Genomic DNA, 18,872 nt, shown 5'->3' on the forward strand with positions numbered 1-18,872 from the left:
ACATCGGCGGACGTTGACCTGTTGGTCCGGTGTTGTGGCCGGCACGTGCCGCCCGGGGTCGTAGCGGATGGTGTGCCGGCGAGGCCACGCGCGTGAGCAGCCGCATCCGCGACCTGCTCACCCGGGTCCACCCCGCGCTCGTCCTTCCCCAACTCGCCGACAACCTGAAACCGTTCTCCAGCAACGCAGACAGATCGCTATCGAGCTACATGACTCGGCACGCTGCGAGCCCGCTGCTGCCCGTATCGGCCGAGGGGATCCTCAATACCCACCCCCTTGCCAGGTTTTGACTCCATACCCGGCATCGAGGTCAGGACCACCGTCCACATCCCCCGCCGTCGGCGGCCCCTCCGCTTTCGCCGCCTTCGGGCACCTCGCCGCCTACGCCGGCATCGCCCCCGTCACCCCACCACTCAGGCACCTCCATCCGCGGTGAACACCCAGCCCGCACCGGCAACCGCGCCTCACCGTCCTTTCTCCTTCCCACCCGTTCGGCGAGACCCACGACCCGCGCCATAAACTCACGACAACGGTGGCAACTCGGGCTGAACAGCGGCCGGCGTTTCCGCCAACCTGGCTAACGCCAACCGAATCGCCTCGTCCAGTTGTGGGTCTCGTCCCGCGGCGTGGTCCTGCGGCGTCATCACCACCTCGATGTCCGGGTCGACGCCGTAGTTCTCCACGCTCCACCCCGGACCCTGCATCCACGTGGCATACCGCGGCTGTGTGACCAACGTGCCGTCCACCAGGTGGTAGCGCATGTCGATCCCGATGACGCCGCCCCATGTGCGGGTGCCGACCACCGGACCGATGCCCAACGCCTTGATCGCCGCGTTGACGATGTCGCCGTCGGAACCGGAGAACTCGTTCGCCACGGCCACGACCGGGCCACGCGGCGCGTCCGCCGGATAGCTCTCGGCCGCATTGCCGTCACGGGTGATCTGCCAACCGACGATCTTGCGCGCCAGCTTCTCCACCACCAGCTGCGACAGGTGTCCGCCGCGGTTCTCCCGAACGTCGACGATCAACCCTTCACGCAGCACCTCCAATCGTAGGTCCCGATGCAGTTCCGCCCAACCGCTCGCGATCATGTCCGGTACGTGCACGTAGCCGAGCCGGCCCTCGCTCGCCCCGTGCACGTACGCCCGGCGCTCGGCCACCCAGTCGTGGTAGCGCAGCGGCATGTCGTCCAGCAGCGGGACCACCACCACGCTCCGGTTGGCACCGCCACCGCCCGGCGCGATCACGAGCTCCACCGGTTTGTCGGCGGTACCCGCCAACAGCGGTGACGGTCCCACCGCCGGATCCACCGGTCGCCCGTCGACCGCCACGATCCCGTCTCCCGGGCGGACCGCCACCCCGGGTGCGCGCAGTGGCGACCGCGCACGTGGATCGGACGACTCGCCAGGCAGGATCCGATCGATCCGCCACACGTCACCGTCACGAACCAGGTCCGCACCCAGCAGACCGAGCCGGCGCGCGGACTCCACCCCGCCGGCCGGTGGTGTCACGTACGCGTGCGACGTGCCCAGCTCTCCCTGCACCTCCCACAACAGGTCGACCAGTTCGTCATGGGAGTTGACCAGGTCGACCAGTGGCCGGTACCGGTCGAGCACCCCGGGCCAGTCGATCCCGTTCATGTCCGCCCGCCAGAAGTGGTCCCGCATCAGCCTTCCGGCCTCGTCGAACGACTGACGCCACTCCGCCGCGGGGTCGACCCGCACCCGCACCCGCGACAGGTCCACCCGCACCTCGTCGCCGCTGTCGTCCGACGAGTCGGACTTGTGGTCGGCCGCCTGCACCCGCAGCCGCCTGCCCTCCCGGACCACCAACCGTTCGCCGTCTCCGGTGACCCACACGTTGTCGACGCCGTCGGCAAGCGCCTCGAGCTTGTGCTTGGTGAAGTCGTACCGCTCGAGTTCGGTCTTGTCCTCGTGATCGCCGTCCCCGTCGTGACCAAGCACTCCGGTTAACGGATAACGCAGCCACACCAGACCGTTCTTGACCGCGCGCAGGTCGCCGTAACGCGCGGCCTCGACGGGCAACGCGACCACCCGCTCACCAAGACCGTCGACGTCCACCTCGGTGCGGGGTGGCGCGTCGTCGTCACCGTCCTTGTCCTTGGCCGGTTCGTCCTCGACCGGCCTGCCACGGAGGTGGGGCGAGAACGGTGACGGCGTGGTGGCCGCGAGCGGCACCAGATGCGGTCGCGAGCCATACGGGAACGACATGTCGAACACGTGGGTGTCGTAGACCGGGTCGAAACTCCGCACGGACAGGAAAGCGAGGTGCTTGCCGTCGACGGTGAACTCGGGATCGGTGTCCACGAACCGCAACGGCGTGACGTCCACAATGGACAGATCGGTGGTGCTGGCCATCCTGATGTGGCGCAACGGACTCGGTCCCGGGTGTGACCACGCGAGCCACGCCGAGTCCGGGGAGAACGCCAGATCGCACGGATCGCCCTTGGTGGTGTGCACCAACTCGTGGAACTCGCCGCTGTCGACGTCGGCCAGCAGCACGCGACCGTCATGGGTGGCGACCGCGACCCGCCGCCCGTCCGGCGCCGCCGCGAGTTCGAGCACACGACCGAGCCGCCCCGCACCGATGCGTCGCGGTGTCGTCCCCGCCGCCCCGTCGACCGGGGCGATCTCCAACGCGTCCTCGCCTTCCGCGTCGGTGACCCACACGACCCGTTCACCCAGCGTGCGGGGATGACGGGCACGCACACCCGGCACCGCCGACAGGGCACGGACCGGTCCGTCGCGATGAGTGAGCCAGTGCACCGTGCCACGCACCTCGATCGCACTCGCCCGACCGGTGTGGTCCGGCCCCACGTCGCCGATCTCGTCCGCGGCACGCACCGGGTACGGCTCCCGGGCAAGTCGCGGCCCACCGAGCCGGATGTCGAGATCGCGCGGCTCACTGTCCAACCCGTCCACCAACCACAGCCGCCCGGCACGGTGGAAGATCACCCGGCGACCGTCGGTGGTGGCGTTGCGCGCGTAGAACCCGCCGGGCGCGTCCACCGCGTGCCGGCGCAGATCCGAACCGTCCGGCAGACACGAGTACAACTCGCCGACGCCCTCGTGGTCGGACAGGAAGGCGACGCGGTCACCGACCCACATCGGTGCGGCCACGTTGCCGTCGAGGTCCGGCAGGAACCTGTTGAACTCGCCGGAACCGTCGAGGTCGAGCCACAGCTTGCCCACCGTGCCGCCGCGATACCGCTTCCACCACGCGGGTTCGCGCGATACCGCGCCGATCAGCAGGACGGCACCGTCCTGCCTCATGGCCACGCCGGCGACCGGGCCGTACGGCAGCTTCCTGGACTCGCCTTCCAGGTCCACCGCGTACGCCCAGGTGCGGCGAATGCTCGGCTGCCCCACCGTGCTGATGGCGAGCACCTCGCCATCAGCCGTCCACCCGAGCACCTCCGTGTTGACGTCCGCCCAGTAGGTGAGCCGGCGACTCGGCCCGCCGTCGGTCGGCGCGACATGCACCTCCGGCTCGACGTCACGCCAGCTGGTCCATGCCAGGTGAGTGCCGTCGGCCGAGAACCGCGGCGAGCTGACCGTGGCCTGGTCGGCGGAGACCCGCCACGCACGGCCACCACCGAGCGGAGCCAGCCACACGTCGTCCTCGGCGACGAAGGCGACCAGTTCGCCGTGGAGGTGAGGAAAGCGGAGGTACGCGTCATTCACGGCCGCCACGTTAGCGCCGATCACCGACAACACCACGCCCGAAAGGGATACAACGTGGGCCGAGCCCGAGCGAAAGGTCCATTCGTGCACCACGTGGGGCGGGACAGGCGGTTATGCGACGAGCAGGAGCACGCTGATCGCCAGCATCACCACGGCGGTGGCCCCGTGAACGCCGTAGGCGGTCGCCCTGGGCCCGTTGCTGCGCAACACGATCAGCGCGTCGCCGACGGGGATGCCGGCGGCGGCCAACATGAACCAGCCCAGCACCTGGGGAGTCGCCGCAACCAGCACGATGACGATGAAGACCCCCGAGGCTATGTCGCGCACGGCCTTGACGGACAACCAGGCCTGGAAGTTCGGGTCCTCGGTACGCGTGCCTGGGATGCCGAAGCCGACCGCGGCCTGCGGCGCCCAGAAGAAACTCGCGCCCATGACGATGACGCCTACGCCGATCAGTCCGGCGAGCACGTTGGCGACGGTGGTGAGCACAGGTTGTTCCCCTCTCGGTGACAGCGCCGATTTCTAGCGGCGCTAGCAGTGAGAGCGACGATAACAGTAGCCCCGACAGGATGTCTAGCAATGCTAGAATTTTCACCATGTCCAACCTAGCCATGCCAGGCTTCGAGGTCACGCCGATAGGTACGGTCCGGAACAACCGGACAGACGTCCAGTTCGCGGAACTCGACGATTACCGCGAACCCCGCCCCTACCGCGGCCGCTCCGACCTCCCGCCCGCGCTCACCACAGGTCTCCTGCAGAGCGCGGGCATTTCGCCTACCCGGACGACGTGGGGACGTGACCGTCTGGTGTGGACTCCAGTCGGTAGGCCAGGCTCGGGGCATCGGCGCGAGCCCGAGCGAATGGTCCATTCGCTCGGGTCCGTTGCTGACAAGCGGTGGCCACGCGCCGCATGGTGGGTGCATGACACCACCGCAGCAAACCAGCACAACTGTCAGCGTGGCCAGAATCGACGCCAGTCCGAATCGTCCATGTCAGCGGGATCCACGCCCTCCGAGCGGGCCGCCTGTTCCGCGGCACGCACGTCCGCGGCGAACCGACGGGCCTCCACGCGCAGCTGGCCCTCCGGGTCCTCGCCGGAGAGCTTCGCCCGCGCCGCGGCCGCGAACAACGGAGAGTCCGGCAACAGCTCTCGCGGTAGACGCGCGCGTGCCGTGCGCTGCACCAGCTTCGCCGCGAGCGCGAGTGCCGGCTGCCCCATGGCTACTCCGTCCACACTGGACTCGCGCTTCTTCTCCTGCTGCTTCAACTGCTCCCAGCGATGCTCCTGTGTGTGGGCATCCCGCACCGCCGGGTCACCTCCGGCGAACACGTGTGGGTGTCGGCCGACGAGTTTCGTCACCAGCTCGGTGGCGACATCGTCAATGGAGAACGGGGCTTCCGAAGACTCCTGCGCCACCCGCGAGTGGAACAGCACCTGCAGCAGCACGTCGCCGAGCTCTTCACGCAGAGCGGTCCGGTCGCCGTCCTCGATGGCGTCCAGCAGCTCGAAGCATTCCTCGACGAGGTACTGCCGCAACGACTCGTGCGTCTGCTCCGCGTCCCATGGGCACCCGCCTGGTGAACGGAGCCGGTCCATCACCGCGACGGCGTCGAGCAACGCACCGCCGTACACCGGCTTTGGTCGAACGATCGACGCGCCACGAGCGAGCAGAGCGCCCGCGGCCGCGTTGTCCAGGTCCGCGGTCAACAGCACGACAGACCCGGACAACGCCTGCTCGGCAAGCAGGGTGGGTGGTGGCGCCTCCGCCGTCGTGTACACCGCGACCGCGGCACGAACCAGCGGTAACGCGTCGCCGGGGAGCGAACCGTCCGGCCCCAGCAGCACGACGGCCGAACCCGACGAGGTGGGCGCGGCCACCGGCTCTGACATCGTCACGACTGGGCGGTCTTGGGCAACACCAGGAAACCGGAGACGTCGGACTCGGCCTTGGGCACGACGTTCAACGTCGAGTCGTTCCAGACGCCGTACCGCGGGCTGATCTTGATGTTGTTCTCGATCACATAGGGCCTGAGCACGAACCGGCCGAGGGTCGGCAGTTGGCTCGAGTCCAACTGGCTCAGGTCGACGTCCGGGGACGTGGTGGACGCGACCTCGGTGGAGAGCACGTGCACGACCTGGTAGCCGCCTCCGCCCTCAGCACCCTGGCCGGCGGGCAGCACGAACACGGAGTTGTCCGGCGCCGAGAGGTACACACCGTCGGGAGTCTGGCCGGTGTCCTGGTTCACCTGCGGCTCACTGCCGGTCTTCGCGGCGGCGGCCCGCATCAGGGCGGCGGACTCGTCGGGATTCGCGGCGATCTTCTCGGCGAGATCGCGTGCCTCGTCCTCGTTCTGCACGGACACCAGGTTGTACCTGGCGCTGTCCCGGCCGATGTGCTTCTTGGCCAGCTCGGCGAGCAGCAGCTGGTCGTTGGCATAGGCATCGAAACCGCGTGCCCGGTAGACCAACTCAGGGACCAGCTGGTCCGCCGGCTGGCCGCTGTCCGCCGCCAGCTTCTGGCTGAACGGGTTCTGGGATCGCAGGTCGGCGAGCTCGCTCTGGTCGACCCGCACCCCTTCGCGGCGGGCGACGTCGGCGAGCATCTCGTGCACGACCAGCTGCCCCACCACCTCGCGTGCGACGAGGTCGAGCTTGTGCTGCTGTGCGAGCGACCGCGCGGCCGGCTCTTTCACGACCTTGTCGACCAGGCCCTGCACCTCGTCGACCGTGATGACGCGGTCGCCGAGGATGACGGCGGAGTTGACCTGACTTGGCCCGGTCCCACACGCGGACAGCGCTGCGACCAGCGCGGTCACGACGGCGAACGGCGCTACGACACGGCGAAGGACACTCGTCACGGTCGCCAAGCCTCTCACAGCCCGCTACCCCACCGTTGCGGGGGCAATCACGAGCGAGTCGAGAGCCTTCGCGCACCACTCCAACAACTCGGCGTCACGCAGCGGCGGGGCACCGATCCGCCCTCCGGCGGCGCCCTCGGTCGGCCGCGGCAGGGTGACGAGCTCGCTCACCGGCTTGTAGTTCGCCTTGGGATACAACCGCTTCAGCCGCACGATCTGGGAATCGCGCAGCGGGAGCGGCGCGAAGCGGATCGAGTTGCCCTGCAGGCTCACCTCGGTGACACCGTGCCTGCGGCACGTCTGCCGGAAGGCGGCCACGGCGAACAGTCGCTGGACAGGTTGCGGCGGCGTGCCGTAGCGGTCCTTCAGCTCGTCCTCGACGGCGGCGAGCCCGTCGGCGTCCGCCGCGGCGGCGAGCTTGCGGTACGCCTCGAGCCGCAACCGCTCGCCCGGCACGTAGTCGTGCGGGATGTGCGCGTCCACCGGCAGGTCGACCCGCACCTCGGCGAGCTCTTCCTCCTCCTCGCCCGGCTCGGCGCCGGCATGCGTGCGGAAGGCGTCGACCGCCTCCCCGACCAGGCGGATGTACAGGTCGAAGCCGACGCCGGCGATATGGCCGGACTGTTCTGCGCCGAGGATGTTGCCCGCGCCGCGGATCTCGAGGTCCTTCATGGCCACGGCCATGCCGGCGCCCAGTTCGGTGTTCTGCGCGATCGTGGCGAGCCGGTCGTGGGCGGTCTCGGTGAGCGGCGCCTCCGGCGGGTAGAGGAAGTAGGCGTACCCCCGCTCGCGCCCACGGCCGACACGTCCACGCAGCTGGTGGAGCTGGGCGAGGCCGAGGAGGTCACCGCGCTCGACGATCAGCGTGTTGGCGTTGGCGATGTCGAGGCCGGTCTCCACGATCGTGGTGCACACCAGCACGTCGAACTCGCGGTTCCAGAAGCCCTCGATGATCTTCTCGAGGCGGTCCTCGTTCATCTGGCCATGTGCGGTGACGACGCGGGCCTCTGGCACCAGCTCGCGAAGCCGGCGGGCGGCCTTCTCAATCGACGAGACCCGGTTGTGCACGAAGAACACCTGGCCGTCGCGCAGCAGCTCGCGCCGGATGGCGGCGCCGACCTGCTTGTCGTCGTAGCCGCCGACGTAGGTGAGGATCGGGTGGCGGTCCTCCGGCGGGGTGAGGATGGTCGACATCTCCCGGATGCCGGCGAGCGACATCTCGAGCGTGCGCGGGATCGGGGTGGCGGACATGGTCAGCACGTCGACGTGGGTGCGGAGCGACTTGATGTGCTCCTTGTGCTCGACGCCGAACCGCTGCTCCTCGTCGACGATGACGAGGCCGAGGTCCTTGTAGCGGATGCCGGTCTGCAGCAGGCGGTGGGTGCCGATCACGATGTCCACCTCGCCTGCGGCGAGGCCCTCGACGACGGCGTCGGCGTCCGGGCCGTGCGTGAACCGGGACAGACCCTTCACGGTGACCGGGAAGGAGGCCATGCGCTCGGTGAACGTGTTGAGGTGCTGCTGGGCGAGCAGCGTGGTGGGCACCAGGACCACGACCTGCTTGCCGTCCTGCACCGCCTTGAACGCGGCACGGACGGCGATCTCGGTCTTGCCGTAACCGACGTCACCGCAGATCACGCGGTCCATCGGCACGCCACGCATCATGTCGGCCTTGACCTCGTCGATCGCGGCCATCTGGTCGGGGGTCTCGGTGAACGGGAAGGCGTCCTCCAGCTCGCGCTGCCACGGGGTGTCGGGGCCGAACGGGTGGCCGGGTGCCGACTGGCGGGCGGCGTAGAGCTGCACGAGCTCCGCGGCGATCTGCTTGACGGCCTTTTTGGCCTTGGCCTTGGTGTTCTTCCAGTCGGAGCCGCCGAGCTTGTTGAGCGTGGGCAGCTCGCCGCCGACGTAGCGGGAGATCTGGTCGAGTTGGTCGGTGGGAACGAACAGGCGGTCACCGGGCTGGCCGCGTTTGGAGGAGGCGTATTCGAGCAGTAGGTACTCACGAGTCGCACCACCGACGGTGCGCTGGACCATCTCGACGTAGCGGCCGATGCCGTGCTGCTCGTGGACCACGTAGTCACCGGGCCTCAGGGCCAGCGGGTCGACCGCGTTGCGCCTGCGGGAAGGCATCTTCGTGGAGAGGTCCCGGGTGGACGTACCGTGCCGGCCGCCGGTCAGGTCGGTCTCGGTGAGCACCACCAGGGCTCGCTCCGGGGCGAGGAAGCCTTCCTCGAGCGAGCCGCGGACGACGGTGACCAGACCGCCGGCAGGTGGTTCGGTCAGCCCGTGCTCGGCGAAGGTGGCGGGGACGTCCGCGTCGGACAGCTGCTCGACCGCGCGGCGGGCGGTACCGGCGCCGGGGACGACGAGCACGGCGGCACCGCCGGTGGCGGTGTGGGCGCGGAGGTCGGTGAAGGCGCGGGTGATGTCGCCGCGGTAGCCCTCCACGGCCGCGATGTCGAGCTGGACCACGTGCTCGTCGGGGGTGGTGAGCTGGGAGAGCGTCCACCAGGGGTGGGCGGTGTCGCGGGCGTGCCGCGCGATGTCGCCGAGTTCGCGGTAGGCCGAGGCACCCAGGTCCAGTGGCGACTTGCCGCCACCGGCGGCCGCCATCCACGCCGCCTCGAGGAACTCCTGGCCGGTGCGGACGAGGTCGTGGGCGCGGGTGCGGACCTTCTCGGGGTCGATGACGAGGACGTGTGCGCCCTCGGGCAGGACGTCGGTGAGCAGGTCCAGATCGCCGTCACACAGGACCGGGATGAGGGCCTCCATGCCCTCGACCGGGATGCCGTCGGCGAGCTTGGCGAGCATCTCGGCGAGGTGGGCGTCTGCGGCGTGTTCCTCGGCGAGTGCCATGGCGCGGTCGCGCACGTCCTCGGTGAGCAGCAGCTCGCGGCAGGGCGGGGCGTTGACCTCGGTGATCTCGCTCGGTAGCGAGCGCTGGTCGGCGACGGCGAAGCAGCGGATCTCCGACACCTCGTCACCCCAGAACTCGACGCGGGCCGGGTGCTCGGCGGTCGGCGGGAAGATGTCGAGGATGCCGCCGCGGACGGCGAACTCACCGCGCTTCTCGACCATGTCGACGCGGGTGTAGGCGAGCTGGACCAGGCGCTCGATGACGTCGTCGAAGTCGTGCTCGGCACCGACGGTGAGGTGCACGGGTTCGAGGCTGACCAGGCCGGGGGCCATGGGCTGGATGAGGCTGCGCACGGTGGCGACGACGACCTGCGGTGGGCTGTCCCCGCCCAGCCGGTGGAGCACCTCGAGGCGGCGGCCGACGGTGTCCGCGCGCGGGGAGAGGCGCTCGTGCGGCAACGTCTCCCACGAGGGGAAGTTGACGACGGCGTCCGGGCCGAGCAGGTCGCTGAGCGCGGCGGTGAGGTCATCGGCCTCGTGCCCGGTCGCCGTGATCGCGAGGACTGGTTTCCGGACGGCCAGGGCGGCGGTGACCAGCGGCCGGACGGCGGTTGGGCCCTCCAGCTCGAGGTCGGTGGCCCCAGCGGCTTCGGTGATCTTTGTCAGGGCGGGGTCGGGCAGCACTGCTTGGAGCAGACCGGACAGCGACACTGGAAGTAACCCCTCGGAGCACGCACGGACACACCCCTGCCCGGGACGAGCCCGGCAAGGGTTCTCGGCCCCAGCCTACGTGCCTCCATCCACGGATTTCATGCCGCTTGTCGCCCGAGCGTGCGCGGCCTCGTACTTGTGCATGTGCGCGGCGTGAACTCAATTCGGGCGGCGCGCGGATATCGGTGGTCCCTGGGCGCCGACGAAAGAGGAGTCAATGCACCATCCCGACGAGGACGACGCGGCGATCATCGAGCACTCACGGCAGTCGCCCGAGCGGTTCGCCGCCATCTTCGACCGGCACGCGCCGCACATCCAGCGCTACCTGGCGCGCCGGCTCGGCCAGCAGGTCGCCGACGACCTGGTCGCCGAGACGTTCGTGGTCGCGTTCGGCAAGCGGTCACGCTACGACCCCACCCGGCTCGACGCCCGCCCGTGGCTGTACGGCATCGCCACGAACATCGCACGTCAGCACCAGCGCGAGGAGGTCCGCGAGTACCGGCTGCGCGCGGCATTGGCCCCCGAACCCGACCAGGACGGCCACGCCGACCGGGTCGCGGCGCAGGTCACCGCGGCAGCGATGCACCGGATGCTGGCCGCCGCGCTGGCCGACCTGTCCGTGGGTGATCGCGACGTGCTGCTGCTCATCGCCTGGGAGTCCCTCACGTACGAGGAGGTCGCCGAGGCGCTCGGGATCCCCGTCGGCACCGTCCGATCCCGCCTCAACCGCGCACGCCGCCAGGTTCGCGCCGCACTCACCGCATACTCGAAGGAGACCATCAACCATGGATGACCTCACGCTGCTCAAGGACATGGCCGACCGCACGCCACTGCCGTCGGCCGACGACCTGGCCCCTGCCCGCGCCCGCCTGCTGGCCGCGATGACGCAGTCCGACGGCGCGTCGATCGAGCGTGCCCAACTGAACGGCGCATCGGTCAAGCCGGCCCGGCTGGACACCGCCACCGGCGCGCCGGCACGCCTGGACACCGCGGCCGGCACGCCGGCTCGGCTGGACTCCACGGTCGGCACGCCGGCTCGGCTGGACACCGCGGCCAGGCCGGCTCTGCTGATCTCCGGGCTCGCCGCGGCTGGGCTGGCCGCGGCCATCACCGGCGTGGTCGCGCTCGGTGCGCTCGAGCCGGTCGGTGTCGCGCCGGCCAAGGCGAGCGCGGCCGACATCCTGCACGAGGCGGCTGCCACGATGCGGACGCTGCCGAGCACGCCACCTCGGCCGGACCAGTTCATCTACACCAAGTCCCAGTCCTCCAGCGGGACGTTCGGGGAGTCGTGGCTGTCCGCGGACGGCACCCACGACGGGCTGGTTGTCCAGGGAGACGTCCGCGACGTCATCCCCGGCTGCCGGGACGGAAAGGCGCAGGCCTACAAGGGCAGCGAACCGATGCCCGGTGTGTTCGATTCGTGCACGCCCGTCCCCGCGTACCGGACAGACCTGCCGACGGACGTCGCCGGCATGCGCGAGTACCTCAACCAGAACCCCCAGTCAGCCGGCAAGGAGATCATGTACCTGGTCGACGGCGCCTACGTCCCACCTGCCTCAATGGCGGCGATCTTCGAAGTGATGGCGGACTTCCCCGGTCTCACCGTCAACGAGAACGCGAAGGACGGTGCGGGGCGGCCCGGAATGGGCGTCACCTGGACCGGCCCGGGCGGGGGCGAGCCCCTCACCATCGTGTTCGACAAGCAGACGCGGGCCTACCTCGGCATGTCGGGCTACACAGCGGTGGTCGAGCAGGCGATCGTGGACCAGCCCGGACAACTGCCCTGAGCGCGCGTCGAAAGTGCACGGAGCTTTCGGGAGCGGCGCGGGGAGGCTCCGGAGGCACGCTGAGGTTTCGGGAGTGCGCTGAGGTCGCCGATCTTTGGTGAGGGCGGCCGCCGCACGATGCCAAGGGCAGGGGCGAGGAACGAGCCCCTGGCCGCGGGCATCGTTAGGTGACCATCTACAGCAAGCAACCACGCACACCGGCCCGCAACCACCCCAGCAAACGACCCGAGGCCGCCGCCGAAGGCGTCGGCGGCCCTGCCCGAGCTAGAAGACACAGCCGCTCGCCGAAGGCGATCGGCGGCCCTGCCCGAGCTAAGAACACAGCCCGAGTTAGAAAACTCAGAAGCGGGGCGGGCGCTTCTCCAGGAACGCCCGCACCCCTTCCGCGTAGTCGTCGCTGGTCACCGAGGCCTCGTAGAGCGCGAGGATGGTCTCGTCCTCGTCGAGGTCGGACTGGCCCTCGGTGATCCGCGTGATGATGGTCCTGGCGCCGCGGAGCGAGATCGGGGCTCGGCTCGCCATCGTCTCGGCCATGGCCGTCGCGCGGGGCACGACCGCGTCGGTCGGGTGTAGTTCGTTGACCAGGCCGATGCGCAACGCCGTCGAGGCGTCCACCAGGTCGGCGGTGAACAGGATCTGCCTCGCCCACGACGGGCCCACGGCGTCGACCAGGCGCTTCGTCGAGGTCGCGTTGTAGACGATGCCCAGCTTGGCCGGGGTGATGCCGAAGCGGGCGTCATCGGCGGCGACCCGGATGTCGCAGGCCAGCGCGATCTCGCAGCCGCCGCCCACGCAGACGCCCGTGATCGCGGCGATCGTCGGTTTGCCCAGTTCGGCGATCGCGCGTTCGCCCGCGTGGACGGCCGCGCCGTAGCGGCGGGCGCCTTCCGGGTCGTTGCGCAGCGTCGTGAACTCGCTGATGTCGGCGCCGGCCGAGAAGTGGTCGGTGCCTCGGATGACGACCGCGCGCACCGACTCGTCCGCCTCGACCTTGCCGAGCAGGTCCGGTATGGCGGACCACATCTCGAAGCTCATCGCGTTGCGCTTCTGCGGGCGGTCGATGGTCAGCACCGCCACCGCGCCCTCGATCTCGAGCCTCAGCGTCACTCGGTCACCGTAGCCAGCGCGGCCCGCAGCGCCGCCATGTCCTCCGTCACGGTCACCTGGCGGTCCCGCAGCTCACGTCCCGTTTTCGCGAACTCCTCCACTTGTTCGGCCACCTCGTCGCGGAGGCCCTGCTTCAGCTCCACCGCCCTCGCGGCCGCTTCGCGCCTCTCCTTCGCGTCCGTGAGCCACTGGTACAGGCCCACCCCGGCCGCACCCAGCGCCACGAACACCCAGCCCCATCCCGCGACGAACGTCAGCACCAGGAACAGCACGGCGGTGACCGCGGCGCCGTACGCGATCGGCCGGCGCTTCGACTCGACCCTCGACACCATGTCCACCATCGCCACCGCCTTCGACAGCGACGCCTGGTCCGGGGCCGTCGGGGAGATCGTCACGTGGCCGTAGTGGGTGCGGATCTCGATCGACGACGGTGGCTCGACGCGGGCGGCGGCCTCGAACTCCGACGCCAGCGACAACACGACGGGAGCGGCCGCCCGCACCGCCAGCGCCCGGCGGCCCGGATGCTCCGACGACAGGTCCTCACGCAACAGCTCGACGGCCGACCCGACCGGGCTGTCCCAGGTGGACATACCAGCCTCCCTGCCCTCGATGACCGCGCGCAGTTCCCGTTCCCGCGCGAGCAGCGGCAGCTCGACCGGGCTGCCCTCGTCGATCAGCAGGTCCAGTGACCGCCGCACCAGCGGGTCGACGGCCTGCGCCTGCGCACCCCTGTCCAGCGCCTCGGCTACCCACGCACGCAGGGCGGTCAACTTCTCGCACGCCCCCAACGCGGCGGCCAACTCCTTGCCACCTTGTTCCTTCGAGGGCCCGCCGGTACGCGGCGCCGCGAGGGACCGCACCGTGTCCGACAGCTCGTCGCCGGTCACCGCCGAAGCGCACCGCTCGCGCACCAGGTCCCAGCCCTCCGGACCGGCGAAGCCATCCGCAGCCAGCAACCACAACGCACGCTGGTACATGGGCACCGGATCGGTCAGCGCCGGCAGTGCCGCCGAAAGGGACAGTTGCCGGCCACCGTGCACCGCCGCCAGCAGAGCGTGGAACACCTTGGTGCGCAACGGGTCGCGAGCAACCGCGAGCGCCAGCGCGTCGGCGTCGACCGCGCCGTCGGCGATCCCACGCAACGCGACCAGTGCGGGCGCGAGCCAGTATCCCTCCGCATCGGACACATCCGTCGCGGCCGAACCCGCCAGCAGCTGCTTGGTCTGGTGCCGGATCCGCCCATGCGAGTCGAACAACCCGAGCGTCACCCGCAGGTCGCTGATCTCCACGAACGCGTCGAACGCCGCGGACAGCCGGTTCAGCCGCTGCTCCATCGAGCCACTGACCTTCGACAGCTCCGCTTTCAGACGGCTTTGCGACGCGCGGGCCTGCGACAACGAGGAGCTGACGTAGCTCAGGTCCTCCTCGAGCCCCCGGATGCGCTTGTTTTGCGCATAGTCGGTCCACCAGTTGTCACTCATCGACGCTCCCTCCGCCACCACACATGAGTGCGACGCGCGTCCGGGCATTCTGGACCCATGCGAACCCGCACGAGTTTCGTCGCGATCGCCGCCACCCTCGCGACGCTCACCGCCTGCACCGACAGTCCAGCGGTGCGCGAGGTCGGCCAGGTCCCCGTCACCGGCACTGGCACCGGTGAGCCGACCCAGCCGAGCAGCGCCGAGACGCCACAGCTCAAGGTGGAGACGGTGGCCGGTGGTCTGACCCACGGCTGGGACGTCGGTTTCCTCCCGGACGGCAAGGTCCTCGTCTCGCAGCGCCCCGCCAAGCTCGCGCTCCTGTCGAGCAGCACACCCGGCGCGACGGTCACCGAGCTCAAGGCCGACCTGTCCGACGTCCACGTCCAGGGCGAGGGCGGCCTGATGGGCCTGGTCGTGCATCCCGACTTCGAGCGGTCCCGCCAGTTCACCACCTGCCAGACCCACACCGAGAACGGCGAACCCTCCGACGTCCGGCTGGTCACGTGGCGCCTGTCCGACGACGAGCTGGTCGCGACCCGCGTGAAGGAACTGCTGACCGGGCTGCCGCTGAACCCCTCAGGGCGTCACTCCGGCTGCCGCCCCACATTGGCCCGGGACGGCGCACTGCTCGTCGGCACCGGCGACACCGCGCGGGGCGCCTTCTCGCAGGACCGCACCAACCTCGGCGGCAAGGTGCTGCGGCTCGACCTGAAGACCGGCGAGCCGTTGCCGGACAACCCGTTCATCGGCTCGGACAACAAGCGTGAGCGGCTCGTCTACACCTACGGCCACCGCAACATCCAGGGCGTCGCGCTGCGGCCGGACTCCGACCAGGTGTTCACCGCCGAGCACGGCCCCAGCAAGAACGACGAGGTCAACCTGCTCGAAGCCGGTAAGAACTACGGCTGGGACCCGTCGCAGGGCGGCACGGTCGGCGGCTACGACGAGAGCGTGGAGATGACCGATCTGCGGCGGTTCCCGGACGCGGTGCCCGCGAAGTGGCAGACCGGCGAGATCACCGAGGCCGTGTGCGCGGCGACCTTCCTGGAGGGTGACCAGTGGGGCGCGCTGAACGGCGCACTGGTGATCACCGCGTTGAAGGGCGAGAAAGTGCTCATCCTGTCGCTGAATGAAAGTGGCGACGTCACGTCGGTGGCGGTGCCGAAGGAGTTCGACGACACGTTCGGCCGTTTGCGGGCGGCACGGACCGGCCCCGACGGCGCGCTGTACATCACCACGAGCGACGGTGCGGACGACCAACTTCTGCGTGTTACTCCCGTCTGAACCCTCTGCGTGTGTGCCGCGTAACACACCGCATGCGAAGGTTCCCGCAGCCGTTGCTCGACGAACTCACCGCCGATCCCGCGCGCATTGTCTTCGAGCACGGCGAGCGGCGAGTGTCCGCCGCTGAGCTGCTCGCGACGATCAGGCGCATGGCCGGCGGGCTGAAGGCCGCCGGGCTCCGCCCCGCGAGCGGCGTCGCCATGCTCACCAGCACCACGCCGGAGGCGTTCGCCGCGTACATCGCCGCGAACACGATCGGCTGCCGCGTCGTCGGCATCCGCCCCGGGTACTCGCAGGGCCAGCTCGAGCACATGATGAAGGCCGGCGTCGACGCGGTCGTCACGGACGGCACGATCGCGCAGCTCAACCGGAGCGTGCCGATCGACGTGTGCGCCGGCGGACGGCCGAACGACGCCGCCCGCCTCGTCTACACGAGCGGCAGCACGGGCACGCCGAAGGGCTGTGTCCAGACCTTCCGGGCGATGTCCGCCCACTGGTCGTGGACGCCGGAGATGCGGGACGAGGACATCGACGACCTGGCCGCCTGCGGCGAGCGGTACCTCCTGTCCGGCACGCTCGCCTCGGCCGTCGTACAGGACTTCGCGGCGCTCGCGCTCATGGCCGGCGGTACGGCGGTGATCCCCGACCACGACGAGCCGCTGCCGTACCTGGTCCAGCGGTACCGGATCACCGGTGCGACCGTGGACGTGCCGCGGCTGTACCAGTTCCTCGACATCGAGCGCACGGACGACGTGGACACGTCATCGCTGAAGGGCATGGCCGTCGTCGGCTCGCCGCTGCCGCCGCAACGCCTCAAGGAGGCGTACGACCGGCTCGGTCCGGTGGTGTACCAGGCGTACGGCCAGAGCGAAACCGGCAACCTCACGATGCTCACCCCGCGGCACCTCGAGACGTACGGCCCGGACGTACTGTCCACAGTGGGCCGTCCGCATTCCCATGTGGACATCGCGGTGCGGGCCGGCGAACTGGTCGCACGCACCCGCTACCAGATGTCCGGCTACTGGCAGGACGCTGAGCAGACCGCCGACGTCATCGCGGGCGACTGGGTGCGCACCCGCGACCTCGGTGACCTCGACCCACACGGCTTCGTGCGCCTCACCGGCCGGGCCCGCGACGTGATCATCGTGAACGCGTACCCGTACTACGCAGGCCCGATCGAGGCGGTGCTGGCCAGGCAGCCGGGCATTCGCCAGGCATACGTCGTCGGCACACCGGACGAGCAGACCGGCGAGGCCGTGCACGCGTTCGTGGTCCCCGGGTGGGGTCACACCCCGTCCGACGCCGTGCTCCGCGACGCCGTGCGCACCAGACTGGGCGAGGGAAGCGTGCCGAAGACGATCACCTACCTGGCGGCGGTGCCGGTCGCGCACAGCGGCAAGCCGGACAAGCGGGCGCTGCGGGCATCACTGCGGTGACTCCGACAAATTCCGTGGCGCCAGCGCGGCCGAGCCGATGTGATGTCACACGTGCCAGATCCACAGGACATCGAAGCGGCGTTCGTCAGCCGGCTGGTCGCCGGGCAGTTCCCGCGGTGGGCGGACGAGCCCGTGCGGCCGGTCGGCAAGCCGGGCGTTGACAACTCCACGTTCCGGTTGGGCGAGGACAAGATGGTGCGGCTGCCTCGGTTCGAGCGGTGGATCGGCCAGGTCACGCGTGAACAGCGGTGGCTGCCGGTCCTCGCCCCGCACCTCCCGCTCCCCATCCCGAAACCGCTGGCACAGGGCGAACCCGCCGACGGCTTCCCGTATCCGTGGTCGGTCTACGAGTGGCTGCCTGGCGAGCCGGCGGACCCCGCTGAGCTGGACTCGCGGCAGGCGGCCGCGGACCTGGCCGAGTTCCTGCTGGCACTGCGGGCGATCGACGCCACGGACGGTCCTCCGCCGGAGTCGAGCAACGGCTTCCGTGGCTGCGACCTGGCCGACCCGCGGGACTCGCCGGTCGTGCCGCACTACATGACACGGCGGATCGACGCGCTGGACGGACTCCTCGACACGAAGCCGATCCGTGAGCTGTGGGACCACACGCTGGCCACGCCGGTCTGGTCGCGGGAGCCGGTCTGGGTGCACGGCGACCCGGCCCCGGCCAACCTGCTGGCGACCGACGGCCGGCTCAGCGCGGTGATCGACTTCGGCACGCTCGCGGTCGGTGACCCGGCGGTCGACCTGATCGCCGCGTGGTCGCTGCTGGACGCGGACGGCCGGACGGTGTTCCGCGACAAGCTGGGCGTCGACGACGACACGTGGACCCGCGGCCGCTGCTGGGGTCTGTCGTCGGTGCTGCCGAGCCCGGACAACCTCACGGAACGATCGGTCGCGGCGCTGGAGGCCGTCCTCCTCGACCGCTAGGAGTGGAGCGACTCATCGAACTCAGTGGGACTCGATCAGTGACGGCGCGCCCTCCAGGTGCGACAGGCCGTTCCAGGAGAGGTTCACCAGGTGCGCGGCGACCTCCTCCTTGCGAGGCTTCCGCACGTCGAGCCACCACTGCCCGGTCAGCGCCACCATCCCCACCAGCGACTGGCTGTACAGCGCGGCAAGCTTCGCGTCGTACCCCCGCGCGCTGAACTGCCGTCCGAGGATGTCCTCGACCTGCGAGGCGATGTCGTTGAGCAGCGACGAGAACGTCCCGGTGGCGGAGGCCACCGGCGAGGCACGCACCAGGATGCGGAACCCGTCCGCCGAACCCTCGACGTAGTCGAGTAACGCGACCGCGGCCCGTTCCAGCAGCAGCCGTGGGTGCGCCTCCTCGGCCAGCGCGGAGGTCATGCTGGTCAGCAGGTAGTGCATCTCACGGTCGACCACGACCGCGTACACGCCTTCCTTGCCGCCGAAATGCTCGTAGACCACCGGCTTCGACACGTTCGCCCGGTGGGCGATCTCCTCGACGGACGCCCCGTCGAACCCCTTCTCGGCGAAGAGCGCCCGTGCCACGTCGAGCAGCTGCTGTCGCCGCTCCTCACCCGTCATCCGCACACGCGGCGACGGCGCCTCCCCTCGTCGAGGAGGCGCCGTACGTGCACGTTCCCGCCGCCTTGCTGCCATTTGCCTCACCCTAGAGGC

At 70.0% G+C, this 18,872-nt stretch carries 14 protein-coding genes; 6 read left to right on the forward strand and 8 right to left on the reverse strand.

Annotated elements, in window-relative coordinates:
• Nucleotides 1-92: 92 nt before the first annotated feature.
• Complete coding sequence (locus VF106_RS50815) at nucleotides 93-290, forward strand: hypothetical protein (protein WP_414638849.1); 198 nt, start codon at nucleotides 93-95, stop codon at nucleotides 288-290.
• 231 nt (nucleotides 291-521) lie between these two features.
• On the opposite strand, the gene VF106_RS04320 is transcribed toward VF106_RS50815, so the two are convergent.
• The 5 genes from VF106_RS04320 to mfd all read right to left on the reverse strand — a co-directional run bounded on the left by VF106_RS04320 (nucleotide 522) and on the right by mfd (nucleotide 10,127).
• Nucleotides 522-3,704, reverse strand: a complete 3,183-nt coding sequence (locus tag VF106_RS04320; protein WP_330838223.1) for a S41 family peptidase — start codon at nucleotides 3,702-3,704, stop codon at nucleotides 522-524.
• 111 nt (nucleotides 3,705-3,815) lie between these two features.
• Entirely contained in the window at nucleotides 3,816-4,193 is a 378-nt protein-coding gene (locus VF106_RS04325) for a DUF4267 domain-containing protein (RefSeq protein WP_330838224.1), read from the reverse strand.
• Nucleotides 4,194-4,656: 463 nt separating this feature from the next.
• On the reverse strand, nucleotides 4,657-5,595 hold the full coding sequence (locus VF106_RS04330; RefSeq protein WP_330838247.1) for a nucleoside triphosphate pyrophosphohydrolase: 939 nt from the start codon (nucleotides 5,593-5,595) through the stop codon (nucleotides 4,657-4,659).
• Between the two features lie 2 nt (nucleotides 5,596-5,597).
• Nucleotides 5,598-6,563 carry a SurA N-terminal domain-containing protein gene (locus tag VF106_RS04335; protein ID WP_330838225.1) on the reverse strand — a complete coding sequence of 322 codons (966 nt, stop codon included), beginning with the start codon at nucleotides 6,561-6,563 and terminating at the stop codon, nucleotides 5,598-5,600.
• A gap of 24 nt (nucleotides 6,564-6,587) precedes the next feature.
• Nucleotides 6,588-10,127, reverse strand: coding sequence for a transcription-repair coupling factor (gene mfd / locus VF106_RS04340; RefSeq protein ID WP_330838248.1), 3,540 nt, complete (start codon nucleotides 10,125-10,127; stop codon nucleotides 6,588-6,590).
• 223 nt (nucleotides 10,128-10,350) lie between these two features.
• Here mfd and VF106_RS04345 point away from each other — a divergent pair, with 223 nt between their 5' ends.
• Complete coding sequence (locus VF106_RS04345) at nucleotides 10,351-10,926, forward strand: RNA polymerase sigma factor (RefSeq protein ID WP_330838226.1); 576 nt, start codon at nucleotides 10,351-10,353, stop codon at nucleotides 10,924-10,926.
• Nucleotides 10,919-11,920: a CU044_5270 family protein gene (locus VF106_RS04350; protein WP_330838227.1), complete on the forward strand. Its 1,002-nt coding sequence runs from the start codon at nucleotides 10,919-10,921 to the stop codon at nucleotides 11,918-11,920. The genes VF106_RS04345 and VF106_RS04350 overlap by 8 nt, the downstream gene beginning before the upstream one ends.
• A gap of 339 nt (nucleotides 11,921-12,259) precedes the next feature.
• Here the strand turns inward: VF106_RS04350 and VF106_RS04355 are convergent, their stop codons facing one another.
• Both VF106_RS04355 and VF106_RS04360 read right to left on the reverse strand, forming a co-directional pair.
• Entirely contained in the window at nucleotides 12,260-13,027 is a 768-nt protein-coding gene (locus VF106_RS04355) for an enoyl-CoA hydratase/isomerase family protein (RefSeq protein ID WP_330838228.1), read from the reverse strand.
• Nucleotides 13,024-14,508, reverse strand: coding sequence for a hypothetical protein (locus VF106_RS04360; RefSeq protein WP_330838229.1), 1,485 nt, complete (start codon nucleotides 14,506-14,508; stop codon nucleotides 13,024-13,026). The genes VF106_RS04355 and VF106_RS04360 overlap by 4 nt, the downstream gene beginning before the upstream one ends.
• Nucleotides 14,509-14,565: 57 nt before the next feature.
• On the opposite strand from VF106_RS04360, the gene VF106_RS04365 reads away from it, so the two are divergent.
• Genes VF106_RS04365 through VF106_RS04375 form a run of 3 tightly spaced genes read left to right on the forward strand, consistent with a single transcriptional unit; the run spans nucleotide 14,566 to nucleotide 18,158 of the window.
• Nucleotides 14,566-15,792 (forward strand): PQQ-dependent sugar dehydrogenase, encoded by a 1,227-nt coding sequence (locus tag VF106_RS04365; protein WP_330838230.1) that lies wholly within the window; start codon nucleotides 14,566-14,568, stop codon nucleotides 15,790-15,792.
• A 32-nt stretch (nucleotides 15,793-15,824) separates the two neighbouring features.
• Nucleotides 15,825-17,228 (forward strand): class I adenylate-forming enzyme family protein, encoded by a 1,404-nt coding sequence (locus VF106_RS04370; protein WP_330838231.1) that lies wholly within the window; start codon nucleotides 15,825-15,827, stop codon nucleotides 17,226-17,228.
• Nucleotides 17,229-17,279: 51 nt separating this feature from the next.
• Entirely contained in the window at nucleotides 17,280-18,158 is an 879-nt protein-coding gene (locus VF106_RS04375) for an aminoglycoside phosphotransferase family protein (protein WP_330838232.1), read from the forward strand.
• 21 nt (nucleotides 18,159-18,179) lie between these two features.
• Here the strand turns inward: VF106_RS04375 and VF106_RS04380 are convergent, their stop codons facing one another.
• On the reverse strand, nucleotides 18,180-18,779 hold the full coding sequence (locus tag VF106_RS04380; protein ID WP_330838233.1) for a TetR family transcriptional regulator: 600 nt from the start codon (nucleotides 18,777-18,779) through the stop codon (nucleotides 18,180-18,182).
• Nucleotides 18,780-18,872 lie beyond the last annotated feature (93 nt).

Source organism: Actinophytocola sp. (genome assembly GCF_036378875.1).
Classification (GTDB): Bacteria; Actinomycetota; Actinomycetes; order Mycobacteriales; family Pseudonocardiaceae; genus Actinophytocola.